Annotated in this window: 13 protein-coding genes and 1 pseudogene; 5 read left to right on the top strand and 9 right to left on the bottom strand. The window is 57.8% G+C overall.

What is annotated here, in order from left to right:
- Positions 1 to 24: 24 nt before the first annotated feature.
- Positions 25 to 309 carry a hypothetical protein gene (locus J4G14_11185; GenBank protein ID MCE2458359.1) on the bottom strand — a complete coding sequence of 95 codons (285 nt, stop codon included), beginning with the start codon at positions 307 to 309 and terminating at the stop codon, positions 25 to 27.
- Between the two features lie 291 nt (positions 310 to 600).
- Between J4G14_11185 and J4G14_11180 the strand changes: the two genes are divergently transcribed.
- Together J4G14_11180 and J4G14_11175 are read left to right on the top strand one after the other, a co-directional pair.
- Positions 601 to 879, top strand: a complete 279-nt coding sequence (locus J4G14_11180) for a hypothetical protein (protein ID MCE2458358.1) — start codon at positions 601 to 603, stop codon at positions 877 to 879.
- Positions 864 to 1,001, top strand: coding sequence for a hypothetical protein (locus tag J4G14_11175; protein ID MCE2458357.1), 138 nt, complete (start codon positions 864 to 866; stop codon positions 999 to 1,001). The genes J4G14_11180 and J4G14_11175 overlap by 16 nt, the downstream gene beginning before the upstream one ends.
- Positions 1,002 to 1,697: 696 nt before the next feature.
- On the opposite strand, the gene J4G14_11170 is transcribed toward J4G14_11175, so the two are convergent.
- The 7 genes and pseudogenes from J4G14_11170 to J4G14_11140 all read right to left on the bottom strand — a co-directional run bounded on the left by J4G14_11170 (position 1,698) and on the right by J4G14_11140 (position 8,285).
- On the bottom strand, positions 1,698 to 1,916 hold the full coding sequence (locus J4G14_11170; protein MCE2458356.1) for a hypothetical protein: 219 nt from the start codon (positions 1,914 to 1,916) through the stop codon (positions 1,698 to 1,700).
- Between the two features lie 34 nt (positions 1,917 to 1,950).
- A complete protein-coding gene (gene shc, locus J4G14_11165) occupies positions 1,951 to 3,951 on the bottom strand; it encodes a squalene--hopene cyclase (protein MCE2458355.1) in 2,001 nt (666 codons plus the stop codon).
- 53 nt (positions 3,952 to 4,004) lie between these two features.
- Positions 4,005 to 4,703 carry a hypothetical protein gene (locus J4G14_11160; GenBank protein ID MCE2458354.1) on the bottom strand — a complete coding sequence of 233 codons (699 nt, stop codon included), beginning with the start codon at positions 4,701 to 4,703 and terminating at the stop codon, positions 4,005 to 4,007.
- A 1-nt stretch (position 4,704) separates the two neighbouring features.
- On the bottom strand, positions 4,705 to 5,061 hold the full coding sequence (locus tag J4G14_11155; protein MCE2458353.1) for a hypothetical protein: 357 nt from the start codon (positions 5,059 to 5,061) through the stop codon (positions 4,705 to 4,707).
- A 3-nt stretch (positions 5,062 to 5,064) separates the two neighbouring features.
- Positions 5,065 to 6,087, bottom strand: coding sequence for an adenosyl-hopene transferase HpnH (hpnH, locus tag J4G14_11150; protein ID MCE2458352.1), 1,023 nt, complete (start codon positions 6,085 to 6,087; stop codon positions 5,065 to 5,067).
- Between the two features lie 403 nt (positions 6,088 to 6,490).
- A pseudogene (gene cas7c / locus J4G14_11145) lies at positions 6,491 to 7,344 on the bottom strand (type I-C CRISPR-associated protein Cas7/Csd2).
- Positions 7,345 to 7,376: 32 nt separating this feature from the next.
- A complete protein-coding gene (locus tag J4G14_11140; protein ID MCE2458351.1) occupies positions 7,377 to 8,285 on the bottom strand; it encodes a type I-C CRISPR-associated protein Cas8c/Csd1 in 909 nt (302 codons plus the stop codon).
- A 696-nt stretch (positions 8,286 to 8,981) separates the two neighbouring features.
- Between J4G14_11140 and J4G14_11135 the strand changes: the two genes are divergently transcribed.
- From J4G14_11135 to J4G14_11125, 3 genes are all read left to right on the top strand, one after another.
- Complete coding sequence (locus J4G14_11135; GenBank protein MCE2458350.1) at positions 8,982 to 10,727, top strand: cadherin repeat domain-containing protein; 1,746 nt, start codon at positions 8,982 to 8,984, stop codon at positions 10,725 to 10,727.
- A gap of 510 nt (positions 10,728 to 11,237) precedes the next feature.
- Entirely contained in the window at positions 11,238 to 11,606 is a 369-nt protein-coding gene (locus J4G14_11130) for a hypothetical protein (GenBank protein MCE2458349.1), read from the top strand.
- 1 nt (position 11,607) lies between these two features.
- The gene (locus J4G14_11125) at positions 11,608 to 11,901 is read left to right on the top strand and encodes a GAF domain-containing protein (protein MCE2458348.1); all 294 of its coding nucleotides are present in this window, start codon (positions 11,608 to 11,610) and stop codon (positions 11,899 to 11,901) included.
- 67 nt (positions 11,902 to 11,968) lie between these two features.
- Here J4G14_11125 and J4G14_11120 read toward each other — a convergent pair.
- Positions 11,969 to 14,881 (bottom strand): hypothetical protein (locus tag J4G14_11120; GenBank protein ID MCE2458347.1); only part of this gene is annotated, 2,913 nt, incomplete at its 5' end.

The raw sequence follows: 14,881 nt of genomic DNA, 5'->3' as shown, positions 1-14,881 counted from the left end.
CTCCTGGGTACCAGATCATCGTCCTCACAGACCGGCATATATAGTAGTCACGACCGGCAAAAGTAATTGTCGTCGTTCATCTGGTGTTGTCATGCCAGATGATAGGCCGTCCTGAATATGCCCCTGCCCATCCAATAGAGTCAAAACGGCGAGGCGTGCCTCTGTAAGCAATTTGGCAGAGTCGAGCACGCCCTGCAACACCGAGTCCAGTTCAAGCGATTCATTAATGCGCAGGCTGGCCTGGCTCAAGCGAGACAGATGCTCGCGCAATACGACGTTCTCTTGCTCCAGCTCCTCAAACCGATCCACTCAGCTTACCTCTCGCTGTTTCACACGGACACTTCGCACAGAATGTCCAGACGCAATCGATGATATTGGATGCTATGAGCCATGATGTGCCAATGATATAACCAAGGGGCCAGAAAGCACATTCCAGTTATCCCTCGCAAAGTACAATTGATTCACAGTTCGATTATCAGAACAGTGATTCCAATCTAAGGGGGTCGACAGTGAGGAAACTGGCATTAGGCATTCTGGTTGTTGTTGTTCTGCTTGGTGCTGTCTTAGCCATGCGCACATTGTTGTCCCCTGGACACCTTAATGGCTAGCAGGGTCGTCCAGATACACGGTGCAGAGGATATTGACCAGCTTAGTGCCCGAGGTGTCTCCTTCATGCTGGAGGTCCCAAGTGGCGAAAAGGAAGGAACCCACCCGCAGGGGATAGGAGCCGAGGTCATGTACATCCTTCAGGGTTATGTCCGAGTTCGGGGGAGTCAACTGATGGTCGTCGAGCTCGACGATCTTGAAACGGAAGATGGCACGGTCGAGATAGGGTACGTGGTCCTCATGAAGAGGGAATCAGTATGGCTTACGTGCTGACGGTGGAGCAGGGAACGGACAACGTCGCGACCACACTGTCGCAGTTGACCAGGCTGTTTTCAAATGATCACGTCGCCATGCGCTGGCTTGAGTCGATCAGGTGGCCGGATGAACTGCGGTGAGCCTTCTGTGACGGCAACTGGAGGTTGCATCGTCGCCCGCAGCATCCCACCATGCCGTACTATTCTGGTCCATGTCTCCGGAATTTTTCGTTCAGTTCCAACACAATCATGCAGCATAGGTAGGCGAGCTATCGGGCGTGGGTCACGGCCATTCATCTGTTGAGCAACCAGTTCGAGGCACTGCCTTGGCAGGCTTGGGACGCACTTCTGGGTGTCAGGGACGAAACTGCGTGGAAAATGATGAGGCAGATCCACGAGATATAAGCACCGATCGTCGGACCCTGCCAAGAATCCCGGAAGGATGAGCCAGGAAGTGGAGAGTAACTTGACGCCATGTCCGCTATGAAAGGAACCCGTCAGATGGACGTGGATAGGCTACTGAAACTGCCTTGAGTAAACGAGGTGATTGGGCAGGTCACCTCGGGGGCGCATCAGTCATTGTTTGCTTACCAATGCCCCCATTGGCAAGAGGCTGATGCGTCCCAACCGGGGGTATTGGGCGCACTCCCCTTCTTTGATCCTCTTTATCCAGAACTAGAGTGCCCCGTACCCGCTCTATCAGGAGAAAACTTCATGGCGAGGAAACTGATTGTGAGTATTTTGGTGATGGCTCTGACTATTGTTGCCGTACTGCTGATCATGCGGGTTGTCGCCACCAAATCTAGCTCAGACTGATCTCAAAGGCGTATCCCGACACTATGAGGGCATGAACACCGGGATGAACATACTGTCGCCGGTGAATTGGCGCGGGAATGGCCCCCAGGTCCTAAAGCCTGAACTGTAACTGGACTGCATGTCGCCTAGTCTGATAATAGCTCTCTCATCCTGCCTGTAGCAGATGATGGTTACGGCTACCGCTGCGTTGGTGATGACCAGATCTTCCCACTGAATATTTCCGACGGTCTCTTTGCTCACGGCTGCACTACTCCAACCTGTGCAACCATTCTCATCAGCTTTCAACCTGCATTGACTTCGCGTACCTACCCAATGCCGAAAGTGGGAAGTAGTTGCGGTACAGGTGGTAATTGATCATGAAAGCAGCGCTCATTTCGGGACCCTGCGAGTTGGCGCCGTCGAGTGGTTCGTATTCCTCAGGCCTTACGCCTGGACCGTAGCCTGGAAAGCCGCATCCTGTGAACTGTGGTTCAATCCATGTTCCATCTTCTTGCTGACGTTCAAGCAGGTATTCGACGCCTCGAACCACGGCCCCATCCCTCGCTTCACCTGCCGCCAAGAGCGCCATGAGAGCCCAAGAGGTCTGTGACGGAGTACTTTCACCCTGTCCGCGCAGGGAGGGGTCTGCGTAGCTTACACAGGTCTCACCCCACCCCCCGTCCGTGTTCTGGTGTGCCAGAATCCATTCGACAGCCCGCCGTACTCGAGGTTCGGTCATGTCCACCCCGAGTGCTTCCAGGGCAGGCAGCACTGCGCCTGTCCCGTAGATATAGTTCACACCCCAGCGTCCGAACCACGGTCCGTCGTGCTCTTGCTGCTCCCAAATGTAGGATAGCCCCCTCCGAACGGCTGGGTGTTCTATCGAATACCCCAACGCAGCATACATCTCCAATACGTGGGCGGTCACGTCAACGCTTGGTGGGTCGAGGAGTTCGCCGAAGTCGGCGAACGGGATTTGCGCCAACTCGTCAGAGTCATTGTTCCAATCGAACGCTGCCCAACCGCCGTTTGAGCACTGCATCCCTGTCAGCCATTTGACAGCACGTTCGACTGCCGCAACCCGCGCCAGCTCGCCGTATTCATCGCCCATTCTGGTGAACGCCAGATCCGTCACGACGATAGCTGAGTCGTCGATGTCCGGGTAGTGGACATTATCGAACTCGAAGGCCCATCCGCTGGGTTCGAGGTGGGGTCTGTACACGGCCCAGTCGCCCTTGACGCGGATCTCTTCTTGTATGAGCCAGGCTGCGGCACGCTGTATGACAGGATGACTGGATGACACTCCAGAGTCTATGAGTCCGCGCATCGCAAGGCACGTATCCCAAACTGGTGAGAGGCAAGCCTGTACCCTAAGTGCAGCGCCATCCCCCGAAGGGAGGCTCCAGTTCTTCCTGAAAGCTTCCAGCCCCTTTGAGATAACGGGGTAATCCAGTGGGTAACCCAGGGCGCTCAAAGCAATTAGCGAGTACACCCACGGGGGCTGGATACCGGCCCAGGAGCCATCTGCTTCCTGGTGGCTGATGATCCAGTCTACCGCAGCCTTGATTGCCCTCTCCCGACCGGGCATAAAGGGCAGGTTGCGATAGATGCGAGCGACCCTGTCCAACACCAGGAACCACCCCTTGAGTGAGAAGGGTTTTGCCTTCCAGCGGGAAATCGAGAATGTGACCGGGCCCTCCGGGTAGAGTTCCATGATCCAGGACCTTTCCGGAGGGGGGCGCGTTGGATGGAGCGTGAGGATTACGGTCATCGGCACTATGGTCGCTCGCGCCCAACTGGCGAAACGGTAGATATTGAAGGGCGCCCACTTGGGCAACAGCATCATGTCGGGAGGCATGGCAGGCGTTCCCTTCCAGTCCCACTGACCGAACAGGGCAAGCCATATCTTGGTGAATACGCGAGCCTTGGGAACACCTCCGCGCCTTAGGATGAAGTCGCGGGCCTTTGCCATGTGAGGCTCGTCAGAAGAGTCTCCAACCAGCTTGAGTGCAAAGTAGCACTCGATAGACGTGCTCAGGTCCCCGGGAGCTCCATAGTACATCCGCCAGGAGCCGTCGGGCGACTGCCTGCGGCGGATATCCTCTGCAATTCGTGGTATCCGGTCTCCTTCGTCCGACCCCATAAAGTGCGTGAGCATGACATACTCCGCCTCCATCGTCGGGTTGGACTCTAGCTCGCCCCACCAGTACCCGTCCTCACACTGCGAGCGAAAGAAGTACTGCTGCGTCCTAACCAACGCTTCCCGGAGTCGGCTTGCACAGCTCTTCTCGGCCAACTTCGACACCCTGCCCTACGATGGCTTACCGGTGAACAGCGCGAAAGCCCCGGTCACAGCTGACGCGTAATTGCTGGCAGAATGGCTTGCACAGCCATCTGCAGGGCGCGCGATGCCCTACGCGACTTCAGCGCGAGCGGCAGGAAGCTCCTGACCGTAGCGGGACGTAGGATCGCTCTGAGTGCGTGTGCCCACTCCCGACGGCCTCCATCAGCAACGATGGTTGCGATAAAGGCAGGGAGAGGATAGTAGGCTTCGTCCAATACAGCACGGATCCCGATGAGAGGGACATCCCTCGATGCTGCTACATCGGCAATCCAACGCCCTTCCATGTCCACCACAAGCGCTCCGCTACCGTTGTATGCGCGACGCTTGGCCAGGGGCGTAAGAAGAGGCTCGTCCACAGTGAGGACCGCTCCTTCCAGTACAGAGAGGCCCGACTCACGCAGCAGCATCGCTGCGCGGGTGGCATGGGGAGCGCCATGGACAGCTGCGCTTGAGCCATGCAGGTATGAATTCCCCACTACCAACTCACCCGGGTGAAGATGAGGATCGAGCGCCCCTGCGTATCCCAAGGAGAGGAGCAGCCGGCATGGCGCGGTGTCGAGAAGTCCTGCGAGCAGCTCGCCCGCATTACGTCCTAGGCCAATGACGCTCGCGCGAGTGCGCTCGTTGCCGCAGCCCAGTCCTCCCAGTTCACGCTGCGTAGGAGCAACCGTAAGGAGGGGAGCCGCGGTGGTCTGGGTACACATTTCATTCCGCTTGCGGGCGAAGTGGGTTCATGCCGGTCTGTGGCTGTTCATCCCGCTTTTGCTGGAAGATCTCGAAGTGCCTGACCGATACCGCGGCCGCGTCACGCCCGGTCAAGAGCACATGGGTAATATCGTCGTAAGGGATGGAGACCTCACGACCGGTGCCGGTCTCAAACAGCTGGACAAACGGCTGCCTGGCGCGAGCATTACGGTTGAAGAGGTAGCCGGTAAGCGATTTTCCGTCGTCCGTCTGGATAGTAACGTCGCCGCGGTATTGGAAGGCTCGCTCTATGAGCTCATCGACAGTGCCTTCTGCCCCCTCGATTTCCGTATCATGCGGTGACCGATGCTCGTTCATAGATTACAGCTTGCCTGTAATGGTGGTGACGGCGGAATCCCGCAGGCCACGCCATGTTGAGAACGTGGCATGTATGGCGGAGGGCTCGTAGCCGGAGTGTACCATGCAGTCCTGGCAATTGTGGTTGCCGCTCGCCCGTCCGTACTCCTCCCAGTCTGTCTCATCCATCAGCTCCCGGAAGGTGGCGGCGTAGCCATCCTGCAGCAGGTAGCACGGGCGCTGCCATCCGAATATCGTGTACAGGGGGTTGCCCCACGGCGTGCATTCGAACTCCCGCTTGCCCATCAGGAATTGAAGGAACAGTGGCGACTGGTTGAATCGCCAGCGTTTCTTCCTATGGGCAAGTACCTGGGAGAAGAGTTCCTGAGTGCGCTCCCGCTCCAGGAAGGAGTCCTGGTCCGGGGCCTTGTCGTAGTTGAACCCCGGAGACACCATCATGCCTTCGACATCCAGGTCCATCATGGCATCGAAGAACTCTCGAACACGCATCGGTTCAGCCGAGTTGAAGAGCGTGGTATTGGTAGTGACCCGAAAGCCGCGTTGGACTGCTTCCTGTATCGCCTCGACTGCTATGTCATAGACTCCGTTCCGGCACACCGAAGCGTCGTGCTCCTCGCGCAGGCCGTCCATGTGCACACTGAAGCTGAGCCACTTCGAGGGGGAGAAAACATTCTCCTCTAGCTTCTGCTTGAGCAGCAACGCATTGGTGCAGAGATAGACGTACTTCTTTCGAAGCGTCAATTCTTCGACCAGCTGACCAATGTGTGGGTAGAGCAGCGGTTCTCCACCGGGGATACTGACGATGGGCGCTCCGCACTCCTCCACCGCGGAGATACACTGCTCCACCGTGAGCGCACGCTTGAGCACGTGGGAAGGATACTGGATCTTGCCGCAGCCAGCGCAGGAGAGATTGCAGCGGAGCAGGGGCTCCAGCATCAGCACAAGGGGATAGCGGTCTCGCCGAGCTACTCGCTGCTTGACCACATGTGACGCTACTGCGAGCGCCTGTGATAAAGGCACTCTCATGGGGGTTGCCCTTTCACTTGGAACTGGCTCCGATGTAGTGTAACAGAATTCCATGTAGACAAAGTGGGCGGCCCTTTGGCAGCTCCAGTCACGCTAACTTCACGTTTCACGCGAGAATCGGTCGGCCAGGACAGCCATTCCCTTCGTTACAATCGGTGGACCGGAGGGCACCACCTAGCCGGAGGCTGGATGCAACCTGCTGTTGCCTCGGCCAGACCGGGACCTCCCACCAGCACCCCCCCATTTCGACCAGGCATACTTACAGATGCCCGGCGTGAGGTGAATGGCATTCGCCGCATCATCAATGTTTCAATCCTCATCCGGCCGTCCAGCACGGTTGTGCCGCCCCGGTCCTGTGCAAGAGGGGGCGTCGATCTTCGTCTTGGGTCTCCAATTTCGTCTATCACACGAGCCTTGTCAGGCTCACGCCGTTGGGTAGGTCCGACTTGTCGACCAGAAGATGGTAATCCTGGATCCTCCTGGGGGCGACCACACCGTCCTCCATTCTGACCGATACACGGTCGAACAGGACATGAGCTGGCGCATTCCCCAGTTTGCTGTCGTGACTGAACACATACAGCCCCCGACATGCTATCATCCCGCGCCCAGCTGACCGGTCCAGGACCCACATGCTGGTCAACGCACTCCAGAAGATACCCATATCCTGTTCGTCCACACCCGTCTGGTCCGCGAAGTGCGGGTTGAAGAAACCGTGGGCCCTGTAAAGGCCGTAGGGCACCAGCATCTTCCGCCGCGCACGGCGCCGTCCACCTCGGACACAGAAACTTCAGTGTCTTCCGTTCGGGTCACCGCGACTCTAGTAATGGACAGGTCAAGCGGCATGATGGGATCGATGGACCTCGCGAAGGTCAGTTGAAACGGGCCACGGACCTGGCCGCAGTTGACGCCGGTAGTCATCACAGCGCCGAACATCCTTATGTCGTAGAAGTTCCGGCACATCCACTCCCTGGCCCTGTCGATGTCAGTCCGGCTCTGCCTGGTGCCGGTTGACCGAATGCCAAGTTCGTCATACGCTCTCTGGTGCTTCGCGTTCAGTGCCTCACCGCTCTGCACGTAGATCTTGTACCTCGGTTCGCGTCCTCCCAGGGCGTCAACCCAGTCACGCACCCTCCTCTTCAGAGAGACGTCAGTAACCAGACCATGCATGGTCTCAGGGTCGACGCGGGTTAGGTTGCCGGCGTCTGGATCGCCATTCGGATTGCCGTCCGTTATGTCGAACAACAGCTCGAGCGCCATTCGCCGAAAGCACAAGGCCACAGACAGCGTCTTCATTGTGTTCGTATCTGCTGTCGGCGGCCTTCCGATCTCCAGCCAGTTCCCTGACATCGGATTCCTCTGGGGAGGTCACCACCCGGACCCAGTCCTTTTGGGGCTTCTCGCTTGACCACAGGATGAGCTTCATTGAGGGGAACCCGATATGGGCGTCCGGGTTCGACAGCAGGTGGTTTAGCGACTCGGTAAACTTCTCGGCGCATTCGGCGCAGGTAGGTGCGATCTGGTTGTTCTTTCAGACCATAGGACTCGAAAACGGAATTGTGGGCGGATATTAGAGACGTACCAGTCGGGTGGCCGCCCGGTATCTCCTTCACCTTCTTCTGTAGGCGATCTAGCACAGGTCTTTCCTGTCCACAGACCAGGCACTGCAGTACGCGTTCACCGGCATCTCCCGCAACTTCAGCCCAGAATCTCCGTACCAGAGGAGACTCTGTCGGGAACTCCCCGTTCACGCGGAAGGTGACGCCCGCTGCTGCGTCGAAGGCAGTGCCCAGATTCAGGCGTTTCACGCCGCCATCATGGAAGAACCTTGAAACGGCTTGCATGGACGCAAGTCCTGTCGCCTGCGAGCACCGGTCCACTAACTCCACGTAGGCGACGTGCCTCACAGACACACGCTCCTGATTGGAGCCTTCTCTCCTGACTCCCAGCGTGTACTCGCCGTTATCGCTCAGGAGCAGCGGCCTGACTCCCTTAGATCTGACGAGAAATGGGGCCATCCTCGGCACACCCCTGCGCATCCCAGGCCGGTTGGGGTCGCTGGTGACCACAGGCGAACGGCCCAGTGGCCTACCTGCTGTGTCCAGGTCTATGAGGTAGCGGATGGGTCTGATGGTGTAGAACGTCGGTGGGACCTCGAATCGCCCGCTGTCGGCGAACTCACTGAGTCGCTGAAGCAACATCAGTCGCCATCCTCGTGGGAAGATCGCAGCACGCGCACCTTGGAGCGTTACAATCCCACTTTCAATGCCCCAGTCACCCGCACCAGATCGTCCGCAAGGCGGTTCCAATTGGAAACCAGAGAGTGGTTGCATCCAACCGACAACCAGCCAACGATATCCGATCCAGAAACATGCGCTTTCACGCTGCCAGAGCACCACCACCATTTCGGCATGCCCGTGCATTACTTTTCATATGACTTCTGTGTATCATGTGAAGTTTTGGACGATCACAAAGAAATCATCTTCATGAGTGACTTGGAAGTCAACTGATTTCAGTCCACTCCTGGGACGGGATTGCTACTTATCTGGCCACATATCATCGTCGTTATTGCATATTTCCAATCTCGTTCCACTACATTTGGAGAGCTTCCGCCGCAGGGTAGCCCTTTTCTCGGGTCAAGTGTCATCCAGCCTCGCCCGCAAGACAATTGCCTCGACAATGCACTGGCATACATATTTCGTTGTTGGTTTTTTGTGAACTTCATTGGAATTAGCAAAAACTGTCCATAAGTTGGCTAGATGCAGGCCGCTGTGGGGGGGTTTACTAGTAGTGTAAGCAGACCTGCGATCTTTAACTCTGGATCTGCCTTGATTATGGTCTTGGTCTGTAGCTAGATCCCCAACCCTGGGATGGGAGTGACATAAGAGCCCTTGAGAATGAAGGTGATTCTAGCCTCGATAGCGGTACTATTGGTCGGCCTTGTGGCCGAATTGGCTGCCTACTCACAGTTCTCTTCAATTTCACATAACACCGTACACGCCCAGACACTGACAGATGGAAACGTTGCTCCTGTCGTGACCGACACAACCTCGGACCCCATCTGGAATCGTATACCGCAGTGCGACGAGAGGCCCGTCCAGTCCGACTGCTTCAGCGTCGTTTCAGGGCGTAATGGTGGTGAGACACACTTCTCTGGCACTTCTGATTTCAGCCAGTACGACAACGGATTGTTACTGCCCGATCCGGCAACACAGCCGCCTTCCGCAAATCCCCCCGCCAACGGTGGTGTCGGAACGGGCAGCTCCGAGAGCGGCAGAATTCAGTTGCACATCGGGACCGTGCATCATGAAAACCAAGCCCCGGAGATATTTGGCGAGCACATGGTGGCCTATGCGGAGAACGGGACCGCTCCTGTAGGCGAATATACCGCCAGAGACCAGGACGGCGACGGCATCACGTGGTCGTTGCTCGGGTACGATAGGGAAAAGTTCGCGATCTCAGAAGTGGGCCTTCTCAGCTTCAGGAGCCCGCCAGACTACGAAAAACCCGAAGGAAGAGAAGGCAACACCTACTGGGTGATTCTGCGGGCGGAAGATGACGGTGAACCGAGAGGTTACGATGTACACAATGTTCGGGTGACCGTCACACAGGTAAACGAGCTTGGAGAAGTCTACGGCAACACCGAGCTCTCGTTGCCAGAGAACCACACTGGAGTCATCTCTCGGTATCAGGTTGAAGATCCTGAAGGAGGCGTCATCAAATGGTCGCTGTCGGGGGCAGACTCGCAGGGTTTCAAAGTCGACAGTTTGGGTAACCTTGCCTCGGTCGGTGTTCTGGACTTCGAGTCTCCGAGCAGCTCTGCTGGGAGCAACGTCCACTATCTGACTGTCACAGCAACAGACGACGGGAAGCCGGAGCTAACGGCGCAGATGGACATCACTGTGACGGTGGTCGATGAGAGCGAAGCGCCAGTGGCCGCTACCATACCGCCTATCGTACTGACAACCCGTCCCATGTCCTGGATGGTCGACCTTCGCAAGTATTTCATAGACCCAGACGGCGATAAGCTGGTTCATCATATCTCCGGTACTGCCAGCACACATGTGGCACATGCGGCGGTGGACGGCGGTACGCTCTCTATAACCCCGGCCAGAGAAGGCAATTCGTCGTTCTACATCGTGGCTACAGATCCAGGCGGACTGGGTGCAATCAACAAGGTATCCGTCCTGGTTATCGCCCCAGCATCTGCTCCCACAACTGCCCTCGCAGAAGTGACTACTCCTGTGGCAGCCGTGACGCATGTCCCGAACGCTCCATCTGTGGAGCGGCAGGAGACTCCCTCTGTAGTTGAACCCATGTGGGTACTTTCTGAGCGCCGATATCGCAACGTTTCTCAACAGCCAGACGGAGTATCTCGGATTTTCGTGGCGTTCGCGGTCGAGCCTGCGGTACAGCCCATAGCAGAAGTGGCGCTTCCACCGGTGGAAGTACCAGTTCCGCCATCACCGCTGAAGAACTCTCCGATGGACGGATCTGTAGCCGAGAACTCCCGGGCCCCACTATCGGGGTCGTTGGGTGACAGCGGACGTGATATAACCGTCTGGCTGCTCCTGCTCCCAGCATTAATTGCTATTGCAACCGCCGGATTCGCGGTTCGCATGTTCGTAATACATAGGCTGTAATTACAGCTGCCGCGGCATGGTTAGGTGAGGGGTTAAGCCTGGCCGTGCCGTGGCACCCTGTTCTGGATGACCAGAGACTGACGTCAACCCCAACCAGCTCAGTCATCCGCACCATATTGGGTGGCACTGATCGAAGTTCCTCTTCCCGAGCTCCTCCTATACTGACTCTCGCTCAATAGATGCGAACCTGTCTGAGGGCCCGGTGAGGATTGAAACGTGGACAATATTGAGAGGAACTGCACCGGCTCCCCGAGGCCACACCGTGACCCTGAATGACGTCTCGTGGCCATCTGTGTCCCACCATCGACACACTGTAGTTGCATCCGGCTCCAGACAGGGCCAGACAGTTGGCTCATACTCCACCCCTCTGGGCAACTGAGGCTGGTGTCGGCTACAGTTTTGCCTGTCTACCGTTTCAAGTAGGCATACTGAACACCCGTCTATTGAGTCCAAGGACGAAGTAGCAGCCTTGAGAGTACTGGCTGAATCAATACCGTGTTGAGGTGGTAAGTGAAGAGTACCGAAGAACTCACCCGGGAGATCGAGATCCTCAAGGACCGGCTGTCAAGGCTTAGCATGGCCAGTGTGAGGATTAACGAAAGCCTTGATATGGGCACGGTGTTACAGGGGGCCCTGGATTCGGCCCGGTCGCTGACAGGAGCACGCTACGGAGTGATTACACTCCTGGACGACTCTGGCCAGGTACAGAACTTCCTCTCTTCCGGTATGACAGCAGATGAGGCGAATCAACTCTGGGGTGTTCCAGACGGGTTGAAACTGTTTGAGTATCTTGGCTCGATCACAGAACCGTTGCGGCTCCCCAATCTCTTGGGACACGTTAAACTACAGGGCCTTCCCGAAACTCCGACCGCCCCTTAAAGTGGGCCCCGCTCTGGCCTTTCTGGGAGCTCCGATCCTGCACTGGGGGGAGAGTGTGGGGTTTATTTACGTCGCTGAGAAGGAGGATGCGGAAGAGTTCACGCACGAAGACGAGGAAGTGCTGGTCATGTTCGCGTCCCAGGCAGCCATGGCGATCGCCAACGCACGCAGATACCGCGACGAGCAGCGTGCCCGAGCTGACCTTGAGACCCTGATAAACACTTCACCGTTCGGGGTGGTTGTGTTTGACGTGAGAACCGGCGCCCCGGTGGGACCCGACCGCGTTTCTCAATGATCCTGGTAAGGGCGGCAGACCGGTTGGCCTGCCGCCCATTAGGACGGAGGAGCTCCCGTACCGTTAGTTAGTTGAGTCCACTGAAGTAGAGTGCGACTACGTAGAGCACCCTCGATGCATCTATTGTGCCTCCGAAATAGTCTGCAACCGCTTCGAGCACTTCTGGCCCGTCGATACGACCGTCCGAATTGCGGTCGTAAGAGTCGATCGCAACACGGCCCGTTGTCGCGGGCGACTCGGCGGTCTGGTCGGCGCCCGAGTCGTCGTCGTACGTCACCGTAGCTCGCAGGTAGTCGCCCCCGTCAGCGTTCGTGGTGGTGTATGTCGATGTCAGTCCGGTCGAGGATTCCGACCCTGAACCTGCTGACCAGTTAGTCGAGCCATTGGCCGACGTCTGCCACACCCACGTCAGACCGGTCGGGTTGTCCGGGTCCGTCAGTGTGGCCGTGACCGTACCGCCGCTCACCAGAGAGCCGGACGCCGACAGGCTGACAGTGCCGTCGGTACCTGCGGTCGACTCTGCCAGCACCGTGTCGGTCGTGGCCGCGCTCTCGCTCTTGCCCGGCCCCTCCGGGTCGGTGTAGCTGGCCGTGGCTTGCAGGTAGTTGTCCACGTCCGCCTCGACCGGCGTGTACGTCGTCTGCGTCTCGCCCTGGATGTTCGACCACCCGCCCGTGTTGGACGTCGACCTCGACCACTGCCACGAGACCGCCGTCGGAGTGCCGTCCTCGTCGGTGAGCGAGGCGGTCAGCTCGGTATCTACCCTCGGCTGTCCGGACGGCGTTATGGAGACCGAGCCGGCCTCGTCCACGTTGGTTACGTTGACCGTCACGTCCTGAGAGTCCGAGAGGCTGCCCATGCTGGCCATGACGGTCACGTTGTACACATTGTCTGCGCCGGCGTCGGCCGCGTCCTCGTAGTCTGGCTGGCTCTCGAAGCTGAGCACCCCGCCTGGTATCGAGAAGGCGCCCGCGTCAGTGCCCGACAGACTCCAGGACGCTCCACTCGCGTCCGGGCCGACGACGTTGTAAGTCTCCGCCGCGTCAGTGCGGTCCTCAGCGTAGTTGACGCTGGCCGGACCAGTTACTGTCAGGCCCCTCCGGGAGACCGTCGGCGGTTCGTTCACGTTGATAACTTTGATGAGCACGTCGACGGTGTCCATGGCGAGAGACGGGTCGGTGGCCGTAACGGTGACCCTATAGGTGCTCTTGGTCTCGTAGTCCAGTTCCGTGCCGCTCTTCAGGCGAATCATGCCCGCTGTCGTGCTCGCGGCGTTCGCCACCGGAACGTCTGGTCCGCTGTGGATCGTGAAGAGGGCCTCGTCCGCGCCGCTCAGCGTGTACAGTAGACTGTCAAGCTCATCGTCGGGATCGCTGGTGGCAACGACTGTGCCGACCACATGCACAGGATCCGTGTCCTCGCTGTTCTCATCTATCTCGAGCGTCTGGGTCACGTCTGGAAGCACTGGAGGCTGGTTGGTGGCGTCCCTGTCCTGCACTTCGCTGGTGGATGTTGTTGTTGCTACGCGCTTGTCATCACTATTGGCGCTTGTTCTGTCGGTATAGGTCGCCTTCGCCACAAGGTACCTGCCATCATCCTCATCATCGGCTCTTCCGGCATCTCCCTCTATAGGTGTGTAGGTTGCTGATGTAGTGCTGATTTTTGTCGTGCCTTCGGAACAATCTGCATCGTTCGTGGCGCACCAGAACCACTCCCAAGTGGCGCCACTTGCGCCGTCAGGGTCGGTCAAGCTGGCCGTTATCCCCGTTCCGACCTCCGGCTGTATATGAGACAGAGTGACCGTTCCGGGTTCATCGATGTCAGTGACCATAACGGTGACGGACTTTTCGGCCATCATCCCATCGCTGTCTTTGGCTACGACGGTCACGTTGTATTCGTTGTTCCCGCCGGAGTCGGAAGGGGTCTCGTAGTTGGGCTCTTCCTTGAATCTGAGTGCGACAGTGTTTGGAGTTGAATCAGCTGTGGAGTCTGGATCTGTCGCGTCAGTGCAGGTGGCTCCGTTAGTGTCTTCATAGCACAGAACGAACATGGCCTCGTCAGCACCTCCCAACGTCCACTCGAGCGCTGCGGTACCGTCTTCATCGTCGGTCGCCTTGTAGGTGGACAGCACAGTCGTGGTCGCCGTTTTCTCTACAGTGGAGGTGGCCGCGAGATTCACGGAGGAAGTCGCAGTATTGACTTCAGGGTCGAACTCTGGAGCTTCATCCACGGGCATGATCTTGATGGTTACCAAAGCTGTGGAGCTCGCCATGGATGGGTCAATTGCCTTGACCGTCACCACAAACGTCCCGCCGGAGTTGTTGACTGTATCCTCTGTATCCAGCTTCGCTGTGCCGGCCAACTTTAGCTGGCCTGACAATTTGTCGATTGTGAAGGAACCCACATCATCATTGTCGGCAGTACTATCCGGATCGTTGATCAGTTCGTAGTTTAATGTCTCCTGCGTCTGGCTGGGGCCGATGTCCGTCGCAGTGACCGGGTCACCAACGGGATCGCTTGCCCCTAGGCTGTCATCCTCATTCACCTCCATGGTTATCTGGTAGCCCAGAGTAGCCGCTTCGCCAGTAACATCGGGAACATCGTCACGGAACACAGGCGCCGAGTTGACATACGCTTTCGCCTGGACCGTGCGGCGGGTTATCCCGTGGGCGACCTTGTCGTCGCCCTCCCCGTCGGAGTACTTCGCCGTGGCGCGCAGGTAGTGTCCCACGTCGCTAGCTTCAGGCTTGCGGGTGTTTATATTGACGTCCATGTTGTCGGTGCTGGTCGCCGAAATTAACGCCCATCCACTGGTGCTCGATCGAGACCTGTACCACTCCCATGTCGTGGAGGCATTGTCGGTTAGGGTGTCATCCTGACCTGTCACTGGCCCGTCGGGGTCGTCGAGCATTACTGTCATCAGGACCCCTTCTGTTGGCTGCGCGGGCAGCCCGGTTACCTTGCCAGGCTCATCCACGTT

This window comes from Dehalococcoidia bacterium (assembly GCA_021295915.1).
Lineage (GTDB): Bacteria > Chloroflexota > Dehalococcoidia > Lucifugimonadales > UBA1123 > VXRN01.
This window is presented reverse-complemented; position numbering and strand designations above follow the sequence as displayed.

Excerpts from the sequence above, each read along its gene's own strand:
- J4G14_11180 (MCE2458358.1), top strand. The coding sequence starts at position 601 with ATGGCTAGCAGGGTCGTCCAGATACACGGTGCAGAGGATATTGACCAG.
- J4G14_11175 (MCE2458357.1), top strand. The coding sequence starts at position 864 with ATGGCTTACGTGCTGACGGTGGAGCAGGGAACGGACAACGTCGCGACC.
- J4G14_11160 (MCE2458354.1), bottom strand. The coding sequence starts at position 4,703 with ATGTGTACCCAGACCACCGCGGCTCCCCTCCTTACGGTTGCTCCTACG.
- J4G14_11155 (MCE2458353.1), bottom strand. The coding sequence starts at position 5,061 with ATGAACGAGCATCGGTCACCGCATGATACGGAAATCGAGGGGGCAGAA.
- hpnH (MCE2458352.1), bottom strand. The coding sequence starts at position 6,087 with ATGAGAGTGCCTTTATCACAGGCGCTCGCAGTAGCGTCACATGTGGTC.
- J4G14_11140 (MCE2458351.1), bottom strand. The coding sequence starts at position 8,285 with ATGTTGCTTCAGCGACTCAGTGAGTTCGCCGACAGCGGGCGATTCGAG.
- J4G14_11135 (MCE2458350.1), top strand. The coding sequence starts at position 8,982 with ATGAAGGTGATTCTAGCCTCGATAGCGGTACTATTGGTCGGCCTTGTG.